The sequence below is a fragment of the Streptomyces incarnatus genome, assembly GCF_001027185.1.
Taxonomy (GTDB): Bacteria; Actinomycetota; Actinomycetes; order Streptomycetales; family Streptomycetaceae; genus Streptomyces; species Streptomyces puniciscabiei.
Genome location: NZ_CP011497.1, coordinates 4,476,558 through 4,494,150 on the forward strand (window position 1 = coordinate 4,476,558; position 17,593 = coordinate 4,494,150).

Below are 17,593 nucleotides of genomic sequence, written 5' to 3' on the forward strand. Positions count from 1 at the left end.
GCAGCCGGGGTGGTCCGACGGCCCTCCGCTTCTCGCGTACGATCCCCTCACCAGAGTGGTTAGGCAAGGCTAACCTAAAGTAGAAGAGGGTTCCGGGTGACCATCGAGACCTACCGCGACGCCTGGGGCATCCCCCATCTACGGGCCTCCAGCACCCTCGAACTGGCCCGCGCCCAGGGCCGGGTCACCGCGCTGGACCGCGCCTGGCAGCTGGAGGCCGAACGCCACCGCTCCCAGGGCACCTCGGCCGCCTTCCTCGGCGCCGGCGCCCTCTCCTGGGACGTCCTCGCCCGCCGGGCGCGCCTCGACGACACGGCCCGCCGCTGCTTCGCCGCGCTGGAACGCCGGGACCCGGAAACGGCCGACTGGGTCCGGGCGTACGTCGACGGAGTCAACGAGGGCCTGCCGTCCGGGGCCCGCCGGGCGCCCGAATTCACCCGCACCGGTCTCAGCCCGGCCCCCTGGCGGCCCTGGACCCCGCTCGGCGTCTGGCTCGCCACCCACCTGCTGTTCGCCGGCTTCCCGGCCAAGCTCTGGCGCGAGCAGGCGATACGGCACCTCGGTCCCGGCGCCGTAGGCCTGTTCGCCACGGACGGCCCCGGTACCGCGGGCAGCAACGGCTGGCTGGTCTCCGGCGCCCGGACCGCCACCGGGCACGCCCTGATCGCCGGCGACCCACACCGCTTCATCGAGGACCCCGGCGTCTACCAGCAGATCCGCCTCTCCTGCCCCGAGTTCGACGTCGTCGGCCTGGCCGTGCCCGGCGTCCCCGGCATCGCGCACTTCGGCCACACCGGTGCGGTCGCCTGGGCCATCACCAACGCCATGGCCGACTACCAGGACCTCTACCGCGAACGCCTGCGCCGCACCGGCGCGGGCGTCCAGGCCCTCGGCCCCGACGGCCACTGGCACCGGGCCGCCCGCCACACGGAGACGGTGCAGATCGCGGGAGAGCCGCCGGTCGAGATCGAGATCATCGAGACGGAGCGAGGACCGGTGATCGCCGGCGGGCCGGAGGGCCTGGCGGCGCGCATCACCGCTTCCGCGGATTCCGTAGCTGGGGACAGCCCACCGGAGCCGGGTGAGAACACCGCCCTGGCCCTGCGTCACCCGCCCCGCGTCACCTCGGACCTCGGCTTCAGCGCCCTCCTCCCCCTCCTCAGGGCCCGCACAGTGGGGGACGTCGACCGCGCCCTGGACGCCTGGGCCGAGCCCGTCAACGTCGTGCAGGCCGCCGACACCCACGGCCGCACCCTCCACCGCGTCGCCGGCCGCGTCCCGGTCCGCGCGCAGGCCAACCGCCTCCACCCGGTCCCCGCCTGGCAGCCCGGCCACGACTGGCAGGGCTGGCACGAGACGCCGTACGCCCCCGTCGAGGACGGCATCGCGGTGATGGCCAACCAGCGCGGCCCCGCCGCGCCCCTCGGCGTGGAGTTCGCCCCACCGCACCGCGCCGACCGCATCCGCGCCCTCCTCGACGCGCGCCGCACCTGGACCGCCGACGCCATGCCGGCGATCCACACCGACACCCACCTCGCCTCCGCCGCCCCGCTCCTGGACCACCTCGCCGCGCTCGACGGCCTCACCCCCGCCGCGGCCCGCCTGCGCGACCGTCTGCTCGCCTGGAACCGGCACATGGACGCCGACAGCACCGACGCGGCCGCCTACGCGGCGCTGCGCGGCGCGGTCGTACGAAGGCTCGCCGCCCACCCGGTGTTCGCCCCGCTCGCCGAGCCCCCGGCCTACCCGGAAGTCCTGCTCCCCTGGCTGGCCCTCGTCCCGCGCCTCGGCTACGCCCTCGAACACCTGCTGTCCGCCGAGGAGTTGTACGGCGTCGACCGCCCGACCGCGATCCGCGCCGCCCTGGAGGAAGTGGCCGCCGAACCCCCGGCCGGCACTTGGTCCGGCACCCACCGCCTCGCCGCCTGGCGCGCACTGCCGTACCCGGAAGGAGCGCCGGAAGGGCAGGCGGAAGAACAGGTGGAAGGGCAGGTGGAAGGACAGGTGGAAGGACAGCCGGAAGGACAGGGGGAGATGGCACCCGGACTCGCGGGCGACCACGACTGTGTGCTGTGCACCTCCGCCGTCCCCGGGCTCACCGACCGCGCGGCCCGCGGCCCGGCCGCCCGTTACGTCTGGGACCTCGCCGACCGGGCGGGCAGCCGCTGGGTGGTCCCCTTCGGCGCCGACGGTGTCCCCGGCGCACCCCACCACCACGACCAACTCCCCCTGTGGCTCAAGGGAGAACTGGTCCCCGTCGTCACCGACTGGACCCTGCTCACCCCCGACCCCACCGAGGAGATCCGATGACCGACCGCAGCCACTTCCACGAAGAGCACGTCGACGGCTTCGGCACCGTCCGCATCCGCCCCCTCGACCCGGCCTCCGACGCGGACGTCGTGCACGGCTGGGTGAGCGAGGAACGCGCCGTCTTCTGGGGCATGCGCGGCCTCACCCGGGACCAGGTCGCCGGGATCTACGCTCACATGGCCGGCCTCGACACCCACCACGCCCACCTCGTCACCAAGGACGGCGTACCGGCGGCCCTGTTCCAGACGTACGAGCCGGCCGCGGACCGGGTCGGCGAGTGCTACGACGTCCGCCCCGGCGACCTCGGCGTCCACGTCCTCCTCGCCCCGGCCGGCCCCGGCGGTCCGCGCCCCGGCTGGACTTCGGCGCTGCTGACCGTGCTGACGACGTACGCGCTGCGGACCCTGGACCGGCGCCGGCTCGTGGTCGACCCGGATGTGCGCAACACCGGGGCGATCGCCCGCTTCGAGCGCCAGGGCTTCGTGCGCGGCCCGGCGGTCGTCCTGCCCGAGGCGGACCTCCCCGATGTGTACCTTCCGGAGAAGCGCGCCCAACTGGCCTTCCTGGAGCGGCAGGTAGCCTTCCCCGGGTGACGATGACGCCCGACGATCTGATCGCGCACTACGGCCTCGAACCCATCCCCCGCGAGGGGGGACTGTTCCGGCAGACCTGGGAGGGGCCGAAGCGTCCGGACGGGCGGCCGGAGGGCTCCGCCATCGTCGCCCTGCTCGCCGGGGACGACTTCTGCGCCCTGCACCGCCTGCCCACCGACGAGATCTGGCACTTCCACCTCGGCGATGCGCTCGAGCTGCTGCTGCTCGCCCCCGACGGCACCACCCGCACCGCCGTCCTCGGCCCCGCCCCGCTGACCGGCCAGCATGTGCAGTTCACCGTGCCCGCCCGCACCTGGATGGGCGCGCGGGTGGCGGCGGGCGGCGCGTGGACGCTCTTCGGCTGCACGATGGCGCCCGGATTCACCTACGCGGACTACGAACACGGGAACGCGGCCGACCTGACGGCGCGTTATCCGTCCGAGGCCGCCCGTATCGCGCGACTGTGCCGCCCATGAACAGCGGCCCGCTGAACCTGCTCGGCGGACAGACCGCCCTGGTGACCGGCGCGGGCGGCGGCATCGGCCGCGCCATCGCGCTGCGCTTCGCCGAGGAGGGCGCGGCGGTGGCCGTCCACTGCCGTACGGCGGTGGACGCGGTCGGCGAAGTCGCGGCCCGGATCCGGGAGTCGGGCGGCGAGGCCGTCGTACTCCGGGCGGACCTGACGGACGAGGAGGCCTGCCGGCGCCTGGTCCGGGAGGTCACCGACTGGTCCGGCGGCCGGCTCACCGCCCTCGTCAACAACGCGGCGGTGCAGCCCGTCCAGCCCCTGCCCGGCATGACCGCGGCCGAGTGGCGGACGGTCGTCGACACCGACCTCACCAGCGTCTTCGCCTGCACCCAGGCCGCCGCCGCCCATATGCGGGGCCACGGCGGCGGCACCATCACCCACATCGCCTCCATCGAGGCCGCCCACCCCGCCCCCGGACACGCCCACTACGGCGCGGCCAAGGCGGCGGCGGTTATGCACGCCCGCGCGGCGGCCCTGGAGTACGGGCCCGACGGCATCCGGGTCAACTCCGTGTCGCCCGGCCTGATCGACCGGGAGGGTCTGGCCGAGGCCTGGCCGGAGGGCGTACGCCGCTGGCTGGCCGCAGTCCCCACCGGCCGGCTCGGCCGCCCCGAGGACGTGGCCGACGCCTGCGTGTTCCTGGCCTCGCCGCTCGCGCGCTGGATCACCGGCCACGACCTGACCGTGGACGGCGGCATCTCGGCCCGGCCGACGTGGTGAGCAGGTGAGTGAGCAGGGCGGCCGGTCCGCGCGTACTCATACGGAGGACCCGCGGCGAGGGAGGGCACGAGTGCTGCTGCGCGACCGACACCGGCGATGGCCGGGACGGCTGGCCCTGCTCTGCGCGGGGCTCTTCCTCCTCCTGCTCTCCGCCGCGGCCCCCGCGTCCGCCCACGCGGCCCTGCGCTCGACCGACCCCGCCGACGGAACCCTGCTGCGCACGGCCCCCCGGCACGTCACCCTCACCTTCACCGAGTCGGTGGGCCTGCTCACCGACTCCTTCCGCGTCTACGACCCCGCCAACCACCGGCTGCGCACGGGTTCCGCCGAGCACGCCCCCGGCCGCTCGGACACGGCCCGCGTCTCCCTCCCCGCCAGGCTCGCCGACGGCACCTACACGGTGGCCTGGCGGGTGGTGTCCGCGGACAGCCACCCGGTGTCCGGCGCGGTCACCTTCTCGGTCGGCACCCGCACCGCGACGACCGTGAGCCCGGCGCCCGCCGACACGGAGAACCCCGTCACCGCGGCCCTGTACAACATCGCCCGCTACCTCGCCTACCTCTCCCTGGCCGTCCTCCTCGGCACGGCGGCGTTCGTGGCGTACTGCCGCCCGCCCACGGCGGCCCCGCTGCGCACCCCGGTGCTGGCCGCTGCCTGGACCCTCATCGCCACGACGGCCGCGCTGTACCTCCTGCGCACCCCCTACGAGGAGGGCACCGCACCCACCCTCTCCCTGAACTCCCTCACCCACACGGCCACGACCCGCCCCGGCGCCCTCCTGCTCGCCCGGCTGGCGCTGATGCTCGGGGCCGGCGCCGGGGTGGCGCTCCTGCGGGCCCGCCGCCGAAGGCTCCCGCGCCGTACGACGCTCACCGTGGCCGGGGCCGTCTGTCTCCCCCTCGCCCTGACCTGGACGGCGGCCGAACACGCCTCGGTGGGCATCCAGGTGCCCCTGGCCATCGCCGCCGCCACCCTCCACCTGCTGGCCATGGGGGCCTGGCTGGGCGGTCTGGCGGCCCTCCTGCGCACCCTGCGGCGCACCTCCCCGGCCACCGTGGCCCGCTTCTCCCGCCTCGCCTTCGCCTCGGTGACGGTCCTGGTCGTCACCGGCTTCTACCAGTCCTGGCGGGGCCTCGGCTCCTGGCAGGCGCTCTCGGACACGGCGTACGGCCGCACCCTGCTGGTCAAACTCGCGGCGGTCACCGTGCTGCTCCTGGCGGCGGCCTGCTCCCGCACCTGGACGACCCGGTCGGCCCGGGAACCCCGGCCGGTCACCGCCCGCGTCCCCGAACCGGCCACGGTCCCCGCGTTCCCCCCGCTCACGCGGCCCGCGCAGGCTCCGCAGCCCCCGGAACGCCCCGCTCCGCCCCCGCCCGTCCACATCCTGCGCCGCTCGGTGCTGGCGGAGGCGGCCGCCGGTCTGGTGGTGCTGGCGCTGACGACCCTGCTGACGAGCACGGTGCCCGGCCGCGCGGCCGAGAACGCCACGGAGGGCGCGACCCCGTCGGCCGGCATCCCGATGGCCTCCGTCACCACGATCCCCTTCGACGTCGGCACCCCCGGCGGCCACGGCAAGGTCCAGATCACCCTGGACCCGGGCCGCGTCGGCCGCACCTCCGTCCAGGCGGTGGTCTACGGCCCCGACGGCGGCCTGTCCACGGTCCCCGAACTCCGCATCACCCTGACCCTGCCCGCCCAGCGCCTGGGCCCCCTCGACACCCGCGTCACCGACCGCGGCGGCTACTGGTCCAGCGACTCCTTCGACCTGCCCCTTCCGGGCACCTGGACGATGAAGGCGACGGTCCGGGTGTCGGACCTGGACCAGGTGACGGTGTCGGCTCCGGTGCGGGTGGCGCGGTAGGCCGGGCGGGGGCGGCGAGGAACCGACGCACCAACTCTTCCAGTAAGGCCGGCCGTTCGGGGCGCACGCCGTGTCCGGAGGCCTGCGCGTTCTCGGCGAGGGAGGCGACCGTCAGCTCGCGGTCGAAGCACGGCCACCATCCGCCGCGCCGCGCGCCGCGGTCAGGGCGGCGGTGAAGCGGGGCCACGTCAGCAGGACGATCGGGTAGATGGCGTAGCCGATGCGGGTGGCCGGGGACAGCACGATCGCCAGGATCAGACCGAGTGCCAGCCGGTCGGCACCGGCCACGGCGCTCGACGGCGGGCGGATCAGGAGCGACAGGCCCACACCGGCGGCGCTCAGCGCGATGAGCGCCATGGTGACCGCGTCGCCGTGCGGAACCAGCACGGCGATCAGATGGCCCAGCAGGGGGCTCTGCGCGGAGGATGCCGTGGGACCGAGACCGAACGGGTAGAGGACGACGTTGCGGTAGAAGGCGTCGCTGAACGCCAGGGCCACCGGCACCACGGCGAGCACGGCGACGCCCACGGCTCCCGCCGCGCACCTGACCGCGGCCCGCCGCCCGCCGCGCACCGCCAGTACGGCGACGAGCACCGGGATGGCCGGCCACGCGGTCCACTTCAGCGCGGCCGCCGCGCCCAGGGCCAGTCCGGCCCGTGCGGCGTCGCCCCGCTGGGTGAAGGCCAGGGCCAGGCACATCAGCCCGATGACCGGCGGGTCCACGCCACCGATGGTGAGCGGCAGGGCGACGACGGGACAGGCGCACAGCCACCACACGCCCGTGGTGCCGGTGACTCCGCGCGGGGTGCCGATCCGGCCGGCGCCCCCGTCCCGGCCGCCTGCCAGCACCCGTATCGCGGCCGCCACGGCCGCCAGGAAACCGGCGAGGAACCACAACCGGGCGCTGGTGAAGGGAGCGTCGCCGAAGAGCATGTGCGGGATGCCGAAGAGCGCCATGCCGGGGAGATAGGGATTGAAGTCCCGCACCACGTGCGGCGCGGGGTTGTACGGGTTTCCGGAGGCGAACAGCAGATCGGCCGCCCGTTCCACGACACCGACCTCCATCTGCTCCTTGCTGATCACCGTCAGGTACAGCAGGGGTACGACGATCGCGCCGGCGACCGCGACCACGGCGGGAGCCGGCGCCCACCGTGCGGACGACCTCGCCGCGACCAGTGCGGCACAGCCGTAACCCACCGCGGCGGCCAGTCCCCAGGCCTCCTGCGAGGTGTCGGCGGGCGAGAGCAGGCCCACGACGAGCGCGGACACGGCGCATACCACCAGCACCGGCCAGTCCCACCGGCGCGCGACGCGCGGCGACTCGGCGGCGGCGGTGGTGCCGGTGCCCGGCTCCTGCGCGCGAACGGCGGTGGCCATCAGGCACCGGACTTTCGCCGTACGAGCACGCCGAGGAGGCCGGGTGGAGTGAGGGGGGTGATCATGGCGCAACTGTAATTGATGTGTACATGTCGTACACCGCTTCGGGCTGACCGCCCTCCCACACGCCTCCGCCCGCCCGGGGAACCGGTCGGCACGGTCGGCCGCGATAAGAGATGACCCGTTCCGCCCCGGGGTTCCCTGCACCCCGAGTTCGGGAGCGTGTGCACAGGCTGTGGACGGGGCGAACGCCTGGCGATCTCCTCGCGCGAGGCGTCCGCGGTCACGCGAGTGTGCGCTTCGTCACCAGGCCCTCAGCGGGAGCTGCCCTCGCCACCCAGGATTGGGATCGCGTAGCTCACGCGCGCTCTTCCTTGGCAGTGCGTGAATTACGGCTTCGAGGTGGCCGCGGAAGTCGGCGCCGTAGTACCCGCACTCGAGAGTGCCCCTGAGGCGGACGAACGCCAGAGGGCCGGACCGCTTTCGCGGTCCGGCCCTCTGAGCTGGCGGAGGATACGAGATTCGAACTCGTGAGGGGTTGCCCCCAACACGCTTTCCAAGCGTGCGCCCTAGGCCTCTAGGCGAATCCTCCGCCGGAAACATTACATGACCGAGGGGAGTGCTCGCGAACTCGTTCCCGCAGGCCGACATCGGGGCGGCCGGCGGGATGCGATCGGGTTCGGAGCGCGGGCCGCGATCGGGTACTGTGGGGCGCAGCCCCTCACGCGGCGCTATCTGACTGAACTCCCCCAGGGCCGGAAGGCAGCAAGGGTAGGTCGGCTCTGGCGGGTGCGTGGGGGGCCCTTGCGTTCCCGGGGGCGGCGTCCGTGGTCCGGGGCCGGGTTCTGCGGCGGGGCCGGTTGTCAGCGGGCGCCTATAACCTCGTATGCGTGTCGTCTCTCGCGCTGTACCGCCGCTATCGCCCGGAGACCTTTGCCGAGGTCATCGGGCAGGAGCATGTCACCGACCCGCTGCAGCAGGCGCTGCGGAACAACCGGGTCAATCACGCGTACCTGTTCAGTGGTCCGCGGGGCTGCGGCAAGACGACCAGCGCGCGCATCCTCGCCCGCTGTCTGAACTGTGAGCAAGGTCCCACTCCGACGCCGTGCGGCGAGTGCCAGTCGTGCCGGGACCTCGCCAGGAACGGCCCCGGCTCGATCGACGTCATCGAGATCGACGCGGCTTCTCACGGTGGTGTGGACGACGCCCGTGAGCTGCGCGAGAAGGCGTTCTTCGGACCCGCGAGCAGCCGGTACAAGATCTACATCATCGACGAGGCCCACATGGTCACGTCGGCCGGCTTCAACGCGCTGCTGAAGGTCGTCGAGGAGCCGCCCGAGCATCTGAAGTTCATCTTCGCGACCACCGAGCCCGAGAAGGTCATCGGCACCATCCGGTCCCGGACCCATCACTACCCCTTCCGGCTCGTGCCGCCCGGCACCCTGCGGGACTATCTCGCCGAGGTGTGCGGCAAGGAGGACATCCCGGTCGAGGAGGGCGTGCTGCCCCTCGTCGTGCGCGCCGGTGCCGGTTCCGTGCGTGACTCCATGTCCGTGATGGACCAGCTCCTCGCCGGCGCGGGAGCGGAGGGTGTGACGTATGCCATGGCCACCTCCCTCCTCGGCTACACCGACGGCTCTCTTCTCGACTCCGTCGTCGAGGCCTTCGCCACCGGGGACGGAGCCGCCGCCTTCGAGGTCGTCGACCGCATCATCGAGGGCGGCAACGACCCGCGCCGCTTCGTCGCCGACCTGCTGGAGCGACTGCGTGACCTGGTGATCCTGGCCGCCGTGCCGGACGCCGTGGAGAAGGGGCTCTTCGACGCCCCGGCCGACGTCCTGGAGCGCATGCGGGCCCAGGCCGCCACCTTCGGGGCCGCCGAGCTGAGCCGCGCCGCCGACCTCGTCAACGCGGGCCTGACGGAGATGCGCGGTGCCACCTCGCCCCGCCTCCAGCTGGAACTGATCTGCGCGCGCGTGCTGCTCCCGGCCGCCTACGGAGACGAGCGGTCCGTGATGGCCCGCCTCGACCGTCTCGAGCGCGGCGTCCACTTCTCGGGCGGCGCCGGTGCGCCCGCGATGGGTTACGTCCCCGGGCCCGAGGCCCATGGAGGCGGCGCCGCCCTGCCGCCTGCCACCGCCTCCGTACCGCCCGGCGGCGGCCCGGCGGCGGCCCGCGCGGCCGTACGAGCCTCCAACGGCCCGGGTGCCGGTGGCCCCGGCACCGGCGGGGCCGTCGGTGGTCCCGGCGCCGGTGGCCCCGGTGCGGGTGGAGCGGGCGTTGGCGGTCCCGGCGCCGGTGGCCCCGGTGCGGGTGGAGCGGGCGTTGGCGGTCCCAGTGCCGGTGGTCCGGCTCCGGCCGGACCCGCGCCCACAGCCCCTGCCACTCCGGCAACTCCCGCGCCCGCTCCGGCAGCCGCCGCCCCGGCCACCCCGTCGGCCCTCGCGCCCGCCGCCACCCAGGCCCAGGTGCCGCCTACCGGCACCCCCGCCCAGGCCGGTCCTTCCGCCCAGGCCGGCCCCTCCACCCCGGCCACCAACGCACCCGGTGCCTGGCCCACCGCCGCCACCGCCGGAAGCGGCCGACGCCCCGGTGGCTGGCCCACGGCAGCGGCACCAGCGGGCGGCGCGCCCCAGGGGCAGACCGCCGGCCGTGCCCCGGGCCAGCAGCAGGCCCCGGCATCCCCGGCGTCCCCGGCGCCCCCCGCGGCTCCGGTACCGCCCGCGGCCGCCCCCGCCGGTGGGCTCGACCCCCGCATGCTCTGGCCGAACATCCTGGAAGCCGTCAAGAACCGCCGCCGCTTCACCTGGATCCTGCTCAGCCAGAACGCGCAGGTCACCGGCTTCGACGGCACCACCCTCCAGCTCGGCTTCGTCAACGCCGGTGCCCGGGACAACTTCGCCGGCAGCGGCAGCGAGGACGTCCTGCGGGCGGCGCTGGCCGAGCAGTTCAACGTCCAGTGGAAGATCGAGGCGGTCGTCGATCCGTCCGGCGGCGGTTCCGCGCCTCAGCCGACTGGCGGCTCCGGCTACGGCGGCGGAGGCGGCTACGGCGCTCCCGCCGCGGGCGGCGCTGGTTACGGCGCCCCGGCCGCGGCCCGCCCCGCGGCTCCCCAGCCCGCCCCCCAGGCACCCGGGTCACCGTCGCCGGGCCCCGGAGCCCGGCCTGCCGCGGCCACCCCCGCCCCGCAGCCCGCCGCCGCGCCCGAGCCGCCCCCGGTCGCCCCCGAGGACGACATCCCCGAGGACGACGACCCGGACCTGGACGAGTCGGCCCTCTCCGGCCACGAACTGATCGTGCGGGAGCTGGGGGCGACGGTGGTGGAGGAGTTCTCGAACGAGTAACGAGCAACGAGCAACGGGCGACGAGTAACGGGCAGGGGGTGCTCACGGGCGTCCCAGCGCGCAGCTCTCACCAGCCCGTTCCGGGCCCTTCCGCACCCCCTTTGGAGGAAACCCCAACAAACCCGGCCCCCGACCTTCGGCAACCTTGCCATTAGGCTGGCCCCGTGAAGGTCCTCGTCATCGGCAGCGGCGCCCGCGAACACGCCCTGTGCCGTTCCCTGTCCCTCGACCCCGACGTCACCGCGCTGCACTGCGCCCCCGGCAACGCCGGCATCGCCGAGGTCGCCGAGCTGCACCCGGTCGACGCGCTCGACGGCAAGGCGGTCGCCGAGCTGGCCGCCGGCCTCGGCGCCGAACTGGTCGTCGTCGGCCCGGAGGCCCCGCTGGTCGCCGGTGTGGCCGACGCCGTACGCGCCGCCGGCATCCCGGTGTTCGGCCCGTCCGGGCAGGCCGCCCGGCTGGAGGGCTCCAAGGCCTTCGCCAAGGACGTCATGGCGGCGGCCGGGGTGCCGACCGCCCGCTCCTACGTGTGCACGACCGCCGAGGAGGTGGCCGAGGCCCTGGACGCCTTCGGCGCCCCCTACGTCGTCAAGGACGACGGGCTGGCCGCCGGCAAGGGCGTCGTCGTCACCGACGACATCGAGGCCGCCACGGCCCACGCCGCCGCCTGTGAGCGCGTGGTCATCGAGGAGTTCCTCGACGGCCCCGAGGTGTCCCTCTTCGCGATCACCGACGGGGAGACGGTCCTGCCGCTCCAGCCCGCCCAGGACTTCAAGCGCGCCCTGGACGGCGACGAGGGCCCGAACACCGGCGGCATGGGCGCGTACTCGCCGCTGCCGTGGGCGGAGCCGAAGCTGGTCGACGAGGTGCTTCAGACGGTGCTGCAGCCGACCGTGGACGAACTGCGCCGCCGTGGCACCCCCTTCTCCGGTCTGCTCTACGCGGGCCTGGCGATCACCAGCCGCGGTGTCCGGGTGATCGAGTTCAACGCGCGCTTCGGCGACCCCGAGACCCAGGTCGTGCTGGCCCGGCTGCAGACCCCGCTGGCCGGCCTCCTGCTGGCCGCCGCCACCGGCAACCTCGCCGACCTGCCGCCCCTGCGCTGGAGCGAGGACGCCGCCGTCACCGTCGTCGTCGCCTCGCACAACTACCCCGCCACCCCGCGCACCGGCGACCCGATCACCGGTCTGGACGAGGTCGCCGCCGAGGACGCCCCGCACGCGTACGTGCTGCACGCCGGGACCAAGCGGGACGGCGACGCCGTCGTCAGCGCGGGCGGGCGGGTGCTGTCCGTCACCGCCACCGGCAAGGACCTGACCGAGGCGCGCGAGCGGGCGTACCGGGCGGTGGGCCGGATCCGGCTGGACGGCTCCCAGCACCGCACCGACATCGCCGCGAAGGCGGCGGCGCAGGCGGCGAACGCCTGACCTTCCCTTGCTGACACGGCACAGGCCCCGGATCCCTGATCCGGGGCCTGATCTTTGCTTTCTGTCACCCACCTCTGACCAAAGCCATTCCATCGAGTGAGCAATCAGCCATACGGCTGACGGGGGCCGGGGCCCCAACTAGGGTGCCGCGCAAGCGTTCCGGCACTTGGCCCACCGGCATTGCGATGTCAGTGGCGGGTGCCACAGTGGGGGAGTGAGCACAACCAGGACAGCACGCCATCGGCAGCGAGGGGGTGAGGGCGGGACGTGACCGGAATCGGTGCGGAGGCGGGGGCGCAGGCCGCGCGCTCCCGGGCCCTCGCCGTACTGCGCGTCCGGGGCCGGGCGCTGGCCGTGGCCCTGCTGCCCGCGGCGGCCGCGGTGATCCTGCTGACCGGCGGCTCCACCGGCCACTTCGTCGGCCGGGGCTGGGACGTGGCCCGCTGGATCGTGGGCGTGCTCGCCGTGCTGGTGCTGCTTGCCGCCGCCGGCATCGCCCTGGTCGTGGCCCGGGCCCGCCCCGCCATGAGCCCCACGGTGCCGATCCCGGAGGAGTCCGCCCCGGATCTGTACCGGATGGTGCGCGACCTCGCGGACCGGCTGGACGTGCCGGCTCCCTCGGCCATAGCGCTCACGCCGGACTGCGACAGCTGGCTGGAGGACCGCGCGCACTCGGCCCACGGCCCGCCCGCGCGCCCCGCGCCCGGCGAGGACGAGCTGGCGGGCCCGGGCCGCCGTCGCGCGCCCGTCGCGCCGGTGCTCGTCATCGGCTCCCCGTTCCTGTGGTGGATGCGGGTCGGCGAGCTGCGCGCGGTCCTCGCCCCGGTCATCGCCGGTACGGGCCCTTCGGCGCACCCGGACATAGCCGCCGCCCGGCGTTTCGTGCGCGGCCTGGACGCGGCGGTCGCGGTCGCCGCGACACCGGGCCGCTGTCCGGCAGCGCGCGGTGTGTGCGCGGCCCTCGGCTGGGTGGCCCGGCTGCTGCTGCGTAGCTGCCGGGAGCATGCGACGCAGATGGAGCGCGGGGTCGCCGCGGCGGCGGCCGAGCGGGCCCAGGCCGTCGACTACGGCCTGCGGATCGTCGCCCAGGAGCAGGTGGGCCTCGCCTACGCCGGCTGGGACCGGCTGCTGACCAGGGTCGCGCTGCCCGCCTGGCGCATGGGCCGCTGGCCCTCGCGGCTGGACGCGGGCGTGGTGGCGGCGCTCACCGAGCTGTCCCGGCGCGACCGCCTGGCCGAGGGCTTCACCTCCCGCCTCGGCGAGCGCCCCGCCTGTGACCTGCTGGAGGAGCCGGGCGCGGTGGACGAGGCCGCGTCCCTCCTCGCCGCCCGCCTCTTCCACGGCGGCCCCGCGGAGTCCGGCCCGGACTGGGCGCCGGTGGACTGGCAGGCGTACCCGGAGGAGGTCGTGGACCGCACCTGGCGCGCCGACGCCGCCCGCCTCCACCGCGTCCTCGACGCCCTGGGCGTCCGCCCCTCCCTCGACCCCACGACCCCCGACCCCGGCGGCCCCACCCTGGCCCGCATCCTGGACCACCTCACGGAGCCCGCCCCAGGACCAGCAGCACCAAAGCCACCGCACCACCACCCGCAGCCCACCGACGGCGAGCAAGTTCCCGCAGCCCCACCCGCCCCACCGACCGCCCCGCCGACCGCCGACGGCGAGCAAGTTCCCGCAGCCCAACGCGCCCCGCAGGCCGCCGACGGCGAGGACGCCCCACAGGGGCCACCCGCACCCGACGACGAAAGCAGTACGGGTGGTGCGGGTGGGAACCCGGACGCCGAAGGCGAAGCCGAGGCGAAGGCCGCCCACGCCGAAGCGCCGCAGGCACCCCGCGAAGCCGAGGCGAAGGCCGCCCACGCCGAAGCGCCGCAGGCACCCCGCGAAGCCGAGGCGAAGGCCGCCCACGCCGAAGCGCCGCAGGCACCCCGCGAAGCCGAGGCGAAGGCCGCCCACGCCGAAGCGCCGCAGGCACCCCGCGAAGCCGAGGCGGACGCCGCCCACGCCGAAGCGCCGCAGGCACCCCGCGAAGCCGAGGCGGAACCGGCACCGGAAGACCCCGGCACGGAACGCAGCGCCGCCCTGGCCGCGGGCCTGACCGCCGAGCTGGCCCGCGAAGAGGCCGGCGCGCCGACCTCCGGTGCGACCGCCACCGGGACCGCCACCGGCGGAACCCCCGAGAGCGCCCTGTGGGACGACGGCGGCCTGCCCCTCTTCCCGCTGCAGCCTCCCCGCACGCCCCGCGACCTGCTCACCGATCACGTCACGGCGATGGTCTGCTGCGCGGCCGTCGACACCGCCGGCGCGGTCCCCGCCCTGGACTGGCTGGACGGCCCCTCCCTGCTGCTGGGCGGCGAGCGGGCCGCCGACCTCACCCCCAAGGTGCTCAGCCTGATCGAGGAGGGGGACCCGGGCCCGCTGCGCGACTGGCTGGCCGCGACCGGGATACGCCCGGAAAAGCCCGTACGGCTCGTCTAGAGCTCCTGTACGGCTCGTCCAGGGGTCCTGCACGGCTCGGCCGAGGACCACCCGGAACACCGCCCGGAACGGGAGCCCTGTCTTCCAGTTCAGGTCAATTCGCAACGAGTAGTGACCGAGCCCGTGCGTTATGTGATGTGCTGGGAGCGACCACGCACCTGGCAAGGGCGTGCGACATACGACAGCACGGCCGAGCACGCCGGGGACCGCGCGTACCACCGAGCACAGCGAGCACGGCGAGCACCACCGAGACAGGACGACACGGGGGCAGGGAGGGGAGGGACCATGGCCTCGGACCACATCCGCCGCTGGGAGTCCGGAGCGCTCGCGCACGCCGTCACGGACCCCTTCGGTCAGGGCCCGGTGCCCTGGCTGCGCGGCAGCGAGACCTACTTCGACGACACCGGTCATGTCGTGCCCTGGTACGTCGACCCGAGCCCGCAGCCGCTGAAAGCGGTCGGCGCCGCCCCGCGCGTGCCCGGACCCCGCTCGGCCGACGACGTGCACCGCCAGATCAAGGGCTTCACCGCGACCGGCGCGGTCACGCCCGGCGAGGCGATCGACTTCCACATCACCGTCGACCCGCCCCAGGAGTTCGGCGTCGACATCTACCGGATCGGCCACTACGGCGGCGACGGTGCCGCGAAGATCACCACCAGCCCGCGCCTGTCCGGCATCGTCCAGCCCCCGCCGCTGGCCGCCGACCGCACGGTCTCCTGCCACCACTGGTGGCTGTCCTGGCGCCTCCAGGTGCCCTCCCACTGGCCCATCGGCGCCTATGTGGCCGTCCTCACCACCGCCGACGGCTACCGCTCCCACGTGCCGTTCACGGTCCGCGACGACCACCCCGCCGACCTGCTCCTGCTGCTGCCGGACATCACCTGGCAGGCGTACAACCTCTACCCGGAGGACGGCCGCACCGGCGCCAGCCTCTACCACGCCTGGGACGACAAGGGCCGGCTGCTCGGCGAGGCGGACGCGGCGACCACGGTCTCCTTCGACCGGCCGTACGCGGGGGCTGGCCTGCCCCTGCACGTCGGGCACGCCTACGACTTCATCCGCTGGGCCGAGCGCTACGGCTACGACCTCGCCTACGCCGACGCCCGCGATCTGCACGCCGGCCGCGTCGACCCCGGCCGCTACCGGGGCCTGGTCTTCCCCGGGCACGACGAGTACTGGTCGGTGCCGATGCGCCGGGCCGTGGAGGACGCCCGCGACCGGGGCACCTCGCTGGTCTTCCTCTCCGCCAACACCATGTACTGGCAGGTGGAGCTCGGCCCTTCGCCCTCCGGCGTGCCGGACCGGCTGCTGACCTGCCGCAAGCGCAAGGGGCCGGGGAAGCCGGTGCTGTGGCGGGAGATCGACCGGCCCGAGCAGCAGCTGGTCGGCATCCAGTACGCGGGCCGGGTGCCCGAGCCGCATCCGCTGGTGGTCCGCAACGCGGGCCACTGGCTGTGGGACGCGACCGGCGCGCACGAGGGCGACGAGATCGAGGGCCTGGTCGCCGGCGAGGCCGACCGGTACTTCCCGCGCACCCCGCTGCCCGCGCACGAGGAGCGCATCCTGCTCGCCCACTCCCCGTACACCGACAACGACGGCGTCCTGCGCCACCAGGAGACGTCCCTCTACCGCGCCCCTTCAGGCGCCTGGGTGTTCGCCTCCGGCACCTTCGCCTGGTCCCCGGCCCTGGACCGCCCCGGCCACGTGGACCCCCGCATCCAGCGCGCCACGGCCAACCTCCTGGACCGCATCTGCAAACGCGACTGACCCGGCCACCCGGCCACCGGGACTCCGCCACCGCCCGCACCGGACACCGCCACATCCGCCACCGGACACCGCGGCCGGCCGCCACCGGACACCCGCCACCGCCCCCTGGCCGAATCCGATCGTCCCCATAAGGGAGAATCGAGGTCATTGGACAGAACCACGGGGAGGAACCGTGTCCGGATTCGTAGAAAAGCCCGAGCCGATCCAGGTTCCGGGCCTGGTGCACCTGCACACCGGAAAGGTGCGCGAGCTGTACCAGAACGAGGCGGGCGACCTCGTGATGGTCGCCAGCGACCGCATGTCCGCCTACGACTGGGTGCTGCCCACGGAGATCCCCGACAAGGGCCGCGTCCTCACCCAGCTCTCCCTGTGGTGGTTCGACCAGCTGCGGGACCTGGCCCCCAACCATGTGCTCAGCACCGAACTGCCCGCGGGCGCCCCCGCCGACTGGGCGGGCCGCACGCTGGTCTGCAAGTCCCTGAAGATGGTCCCGGTGGAGTGTGTGGCCCGCGGCTACCTCACCGGCTCCGGCCTGCTGGAGTACAACGAGTCCCGCACGGTCTGCGGCCTCGCCCTCCCCGAAGGCCTCGTCGACGGCTCGGAACTCCCCGCCCCGATCTTCACCCCGGCCACCAAGGCCGAGGTCGGCGAGCACGACGAGAACGTCTCCTACGAGGAGGTCGCCCGCCAGGTCGGCGCCGACACCGCCGCCCAGCTGCGCCAGGCCACCCTGGCCGTGTACTCGCGGGCCCGGGACATCGCCCGGGACCGGGGGATCATCCTGGCGGACACCAAGTTCGAGTTCGGCTTCGACGGCGACTCCCTGGTCCTCGCCGACGAGGTCCTCACCCCGGACTCCTCCCGCTTCTGGCCGGCCGACCAGTGGCAGCCGGGCCGCGCCCAGCCGTCGTACGACAAGCAGTTCGTCCGGGACTGGCTGACCTCCGCCGAGTCCGGCTGGGACCGCAAGAGCGAGCAGCCCCCGCCGCCGCTGCCCGAGAAGGTCGTCCGGGCGACCCGGCAGAAGTACGTGGAGGCGTACGAGCGGCTCACCGGCCTCAGCTGGAGCTGACATGAAAAGACCCCGGTCCGGTGGACCGGGGTCTTTCTCCCGAGCGGACGACGAGGCTCGAACTCGCGACCTCAACCTTGGCAAGGTTGCGCTCTACCAACTGAGCTACGTCCGC

The 17,593-nt window shown here is 74.5% G+C and carries 11 protein-coding genes, 2 tRNA genes and 1 other RNA gene; 11 read left to right on the plus strand and 3 right to left on the minus strand.

Translation table 11 applies throughout. The annotated features are described in order from the left end of the window. Positions 1-96 precede the first annotated feature (96 nt). The 5 genes from ABB07_RS20080 (at position 97) to ABB07_RS20100 (ending at position 6,013) form a co-directional block, all read left to right on the plus strand. Entirely contained in the window at positions 97-2,310 is a 2,214-nt protein-coding gene (locus ABB07_RS20080; RefSeq protein WP_208900000.1) for a penicillin acylase family protein, read from the plus strand. Further along, positions 2,307-2,903, plus strand: a complete 597-nt coding sequence (locus tag ABB07_RS20085; RefSeq protein ID WP_208900001.1) for a GNAT family N-acetyltransferase — start codon at positions 2,307-2,309, stop codon at positions 2,901-2,903. The genes ABB07_RS20080 and ABB07_RS20085 overlap by 4 nt, the downstream gene beginning before the upstream one ends. 2 nt (positions 2,904-2,905) lie before the next feature. After that, positions 2,906-3,379 carry a cupin domain-containing protein gene (locus ABB07_RS20090; protein WP_208903535.1) on the plus strand — a complete coding sequence of 158 codons (474 nt, stop codon included), beginning with the start codon at positions 2,906-2,908 and terminating at the stop codon, positions 3,377-3,379. Then, positions 3,376-4,152 carry an SDR family NAD(P)-dependent oxidoreductase gene (locus ABB07_RS20095; RefSeq protein ID WP_208900002.1) on the plus strand — a complete coding sequence of 259 codons (777 nt, stop codon included), beginning with the start codon at positions 3,376-3,378 and terminating at the stop codon, positions 4,150-4,152. The genes ABB07_RS20090 and ABB07_RS20095 overlap by 4 nt, the downstream gene beginning before the upstream one ends. A 70-nt stretch (positions 4,153-4,222) precedes the next feature. Next, the gene (locus ABB07_RS20100; protein ID WP_244189436.1) at positions 4,223-6,013 is read left to right on the plus strand and encodes a copper resistance CopC/CopD family protein; all 1,791 of its coding nucleotides are present in this window, start codon (positions 4,223-4,225) and stop codon (positions 6,011-6,013) included. A 111-nt stretch (positions 6,014-6,124) separates the two neighbouring features. Here ABB07_RS20100 and ABB07_RS20105 read toward each other — a convergent pair whose 3' ends face one another. After that, the gene (locus tag ABB07_RS20105) at positions 6,125-7,390 is read right to left on the minus strand and encodes a glycosyltransferase 87 family protein (protein ID WP_208900003.1); all 1,266 of its coding nucleotides are present in this window, start codon (positions 7,388-7,390) and stop codon (positions 6,125-6,127) included. A 504-nt stretch (positions 7,391-7,894) separates the two neighbouring features. Then, positions 7,895-7,982: transfer RNA gene (locus ABB07_RS20110), tRNA-Ser, on the minus strand. A gap of 121 nt (positions 7,983-8,103) precedes the next feature. Between ABB07_RS20110 and ffs the strand changes: the two genes are divergently transcribed. From ffs to ABB07_RS20140, 6 genes are all read left to right on the plus strand, one after another. Further along, an RNA gene (gene ffs / locus ABB07_RS20115) (signal recognition particle sRNA small type) lies at positions 8,104-8,198 on the plus strand. Positions 8,199-8,280: 82 nt separating this feature from the next. Next, the gene (locus tag ABB07_RS20120) at positions 8,281-10,734 is read left to right on the plus strand and encodes a DNA polymerase III subunit gamma and tau (RefSeq protein WP_208900004.1); all 2,454 of its coding nucleotides are present in this window, start codon (positions 8,281-8,283) and stop codon (positions 10,732-10,734) included. 164 nt (positions 10,735-10,898) lie between these two features. Next, complete coding sequence (purD, locus tag ABB07_RS20125) at positions 10,899-12,161, plus strand: phosphoribosylamine--glycine ligase (protein ID WP_208900005.1); 1,263 nt, start codon at positions 10,899-10,901, stop codon at positions 12,159-12,161. 267 nt (positions 12,162-12,428) lie between these two features. Then, entirely contained in the window at positions 12,429-14,639 is a 2,211-nt protein-coding gene (locus tag ABB07_RS20130) for a M48 family metalloprotease (RefSeq protein WP_208900006.1), read from the plus strand. A gap of 285 nt (positions 14,640-14,924) precedes the next feature. Continuing rightward, on the plus strand, positions 14,925-16,406 hold the full coding sequence (locus ABB07_RS20135) for a N,N-dimethylformamidase beta subunit family domain-containing protein (RefSeq protein ID WP_208900007.1): 1,482 nt from the start codon (positions 14,925-14,927) through the stop codon (positions 16,404-16,406). 172 nt (positions 16,407-16,578) lie between these two features. Next, complete coding sequence (locus tag ABB07_RS20140) at positions 16,579-17,478, plus strand: phosphoribosylaminoimidazolesuccinocarboxamide synthase (RefSeq protein ID WP_208900008.1); 900 nt, start codon at positions 16,579-16,581, stop codon at positions 17,476-17,478. A 42-nt stretch (positions 17,479-17,520) separates the two neighbouring features. Here the strand turns inward: ABB07_RS20140 and ABB07_RS20145 are convergent. Beyond that, a tRNA-Gly gene (locus ABB07_RS20145) sits at positions 17,521-17,593 on the minus strand.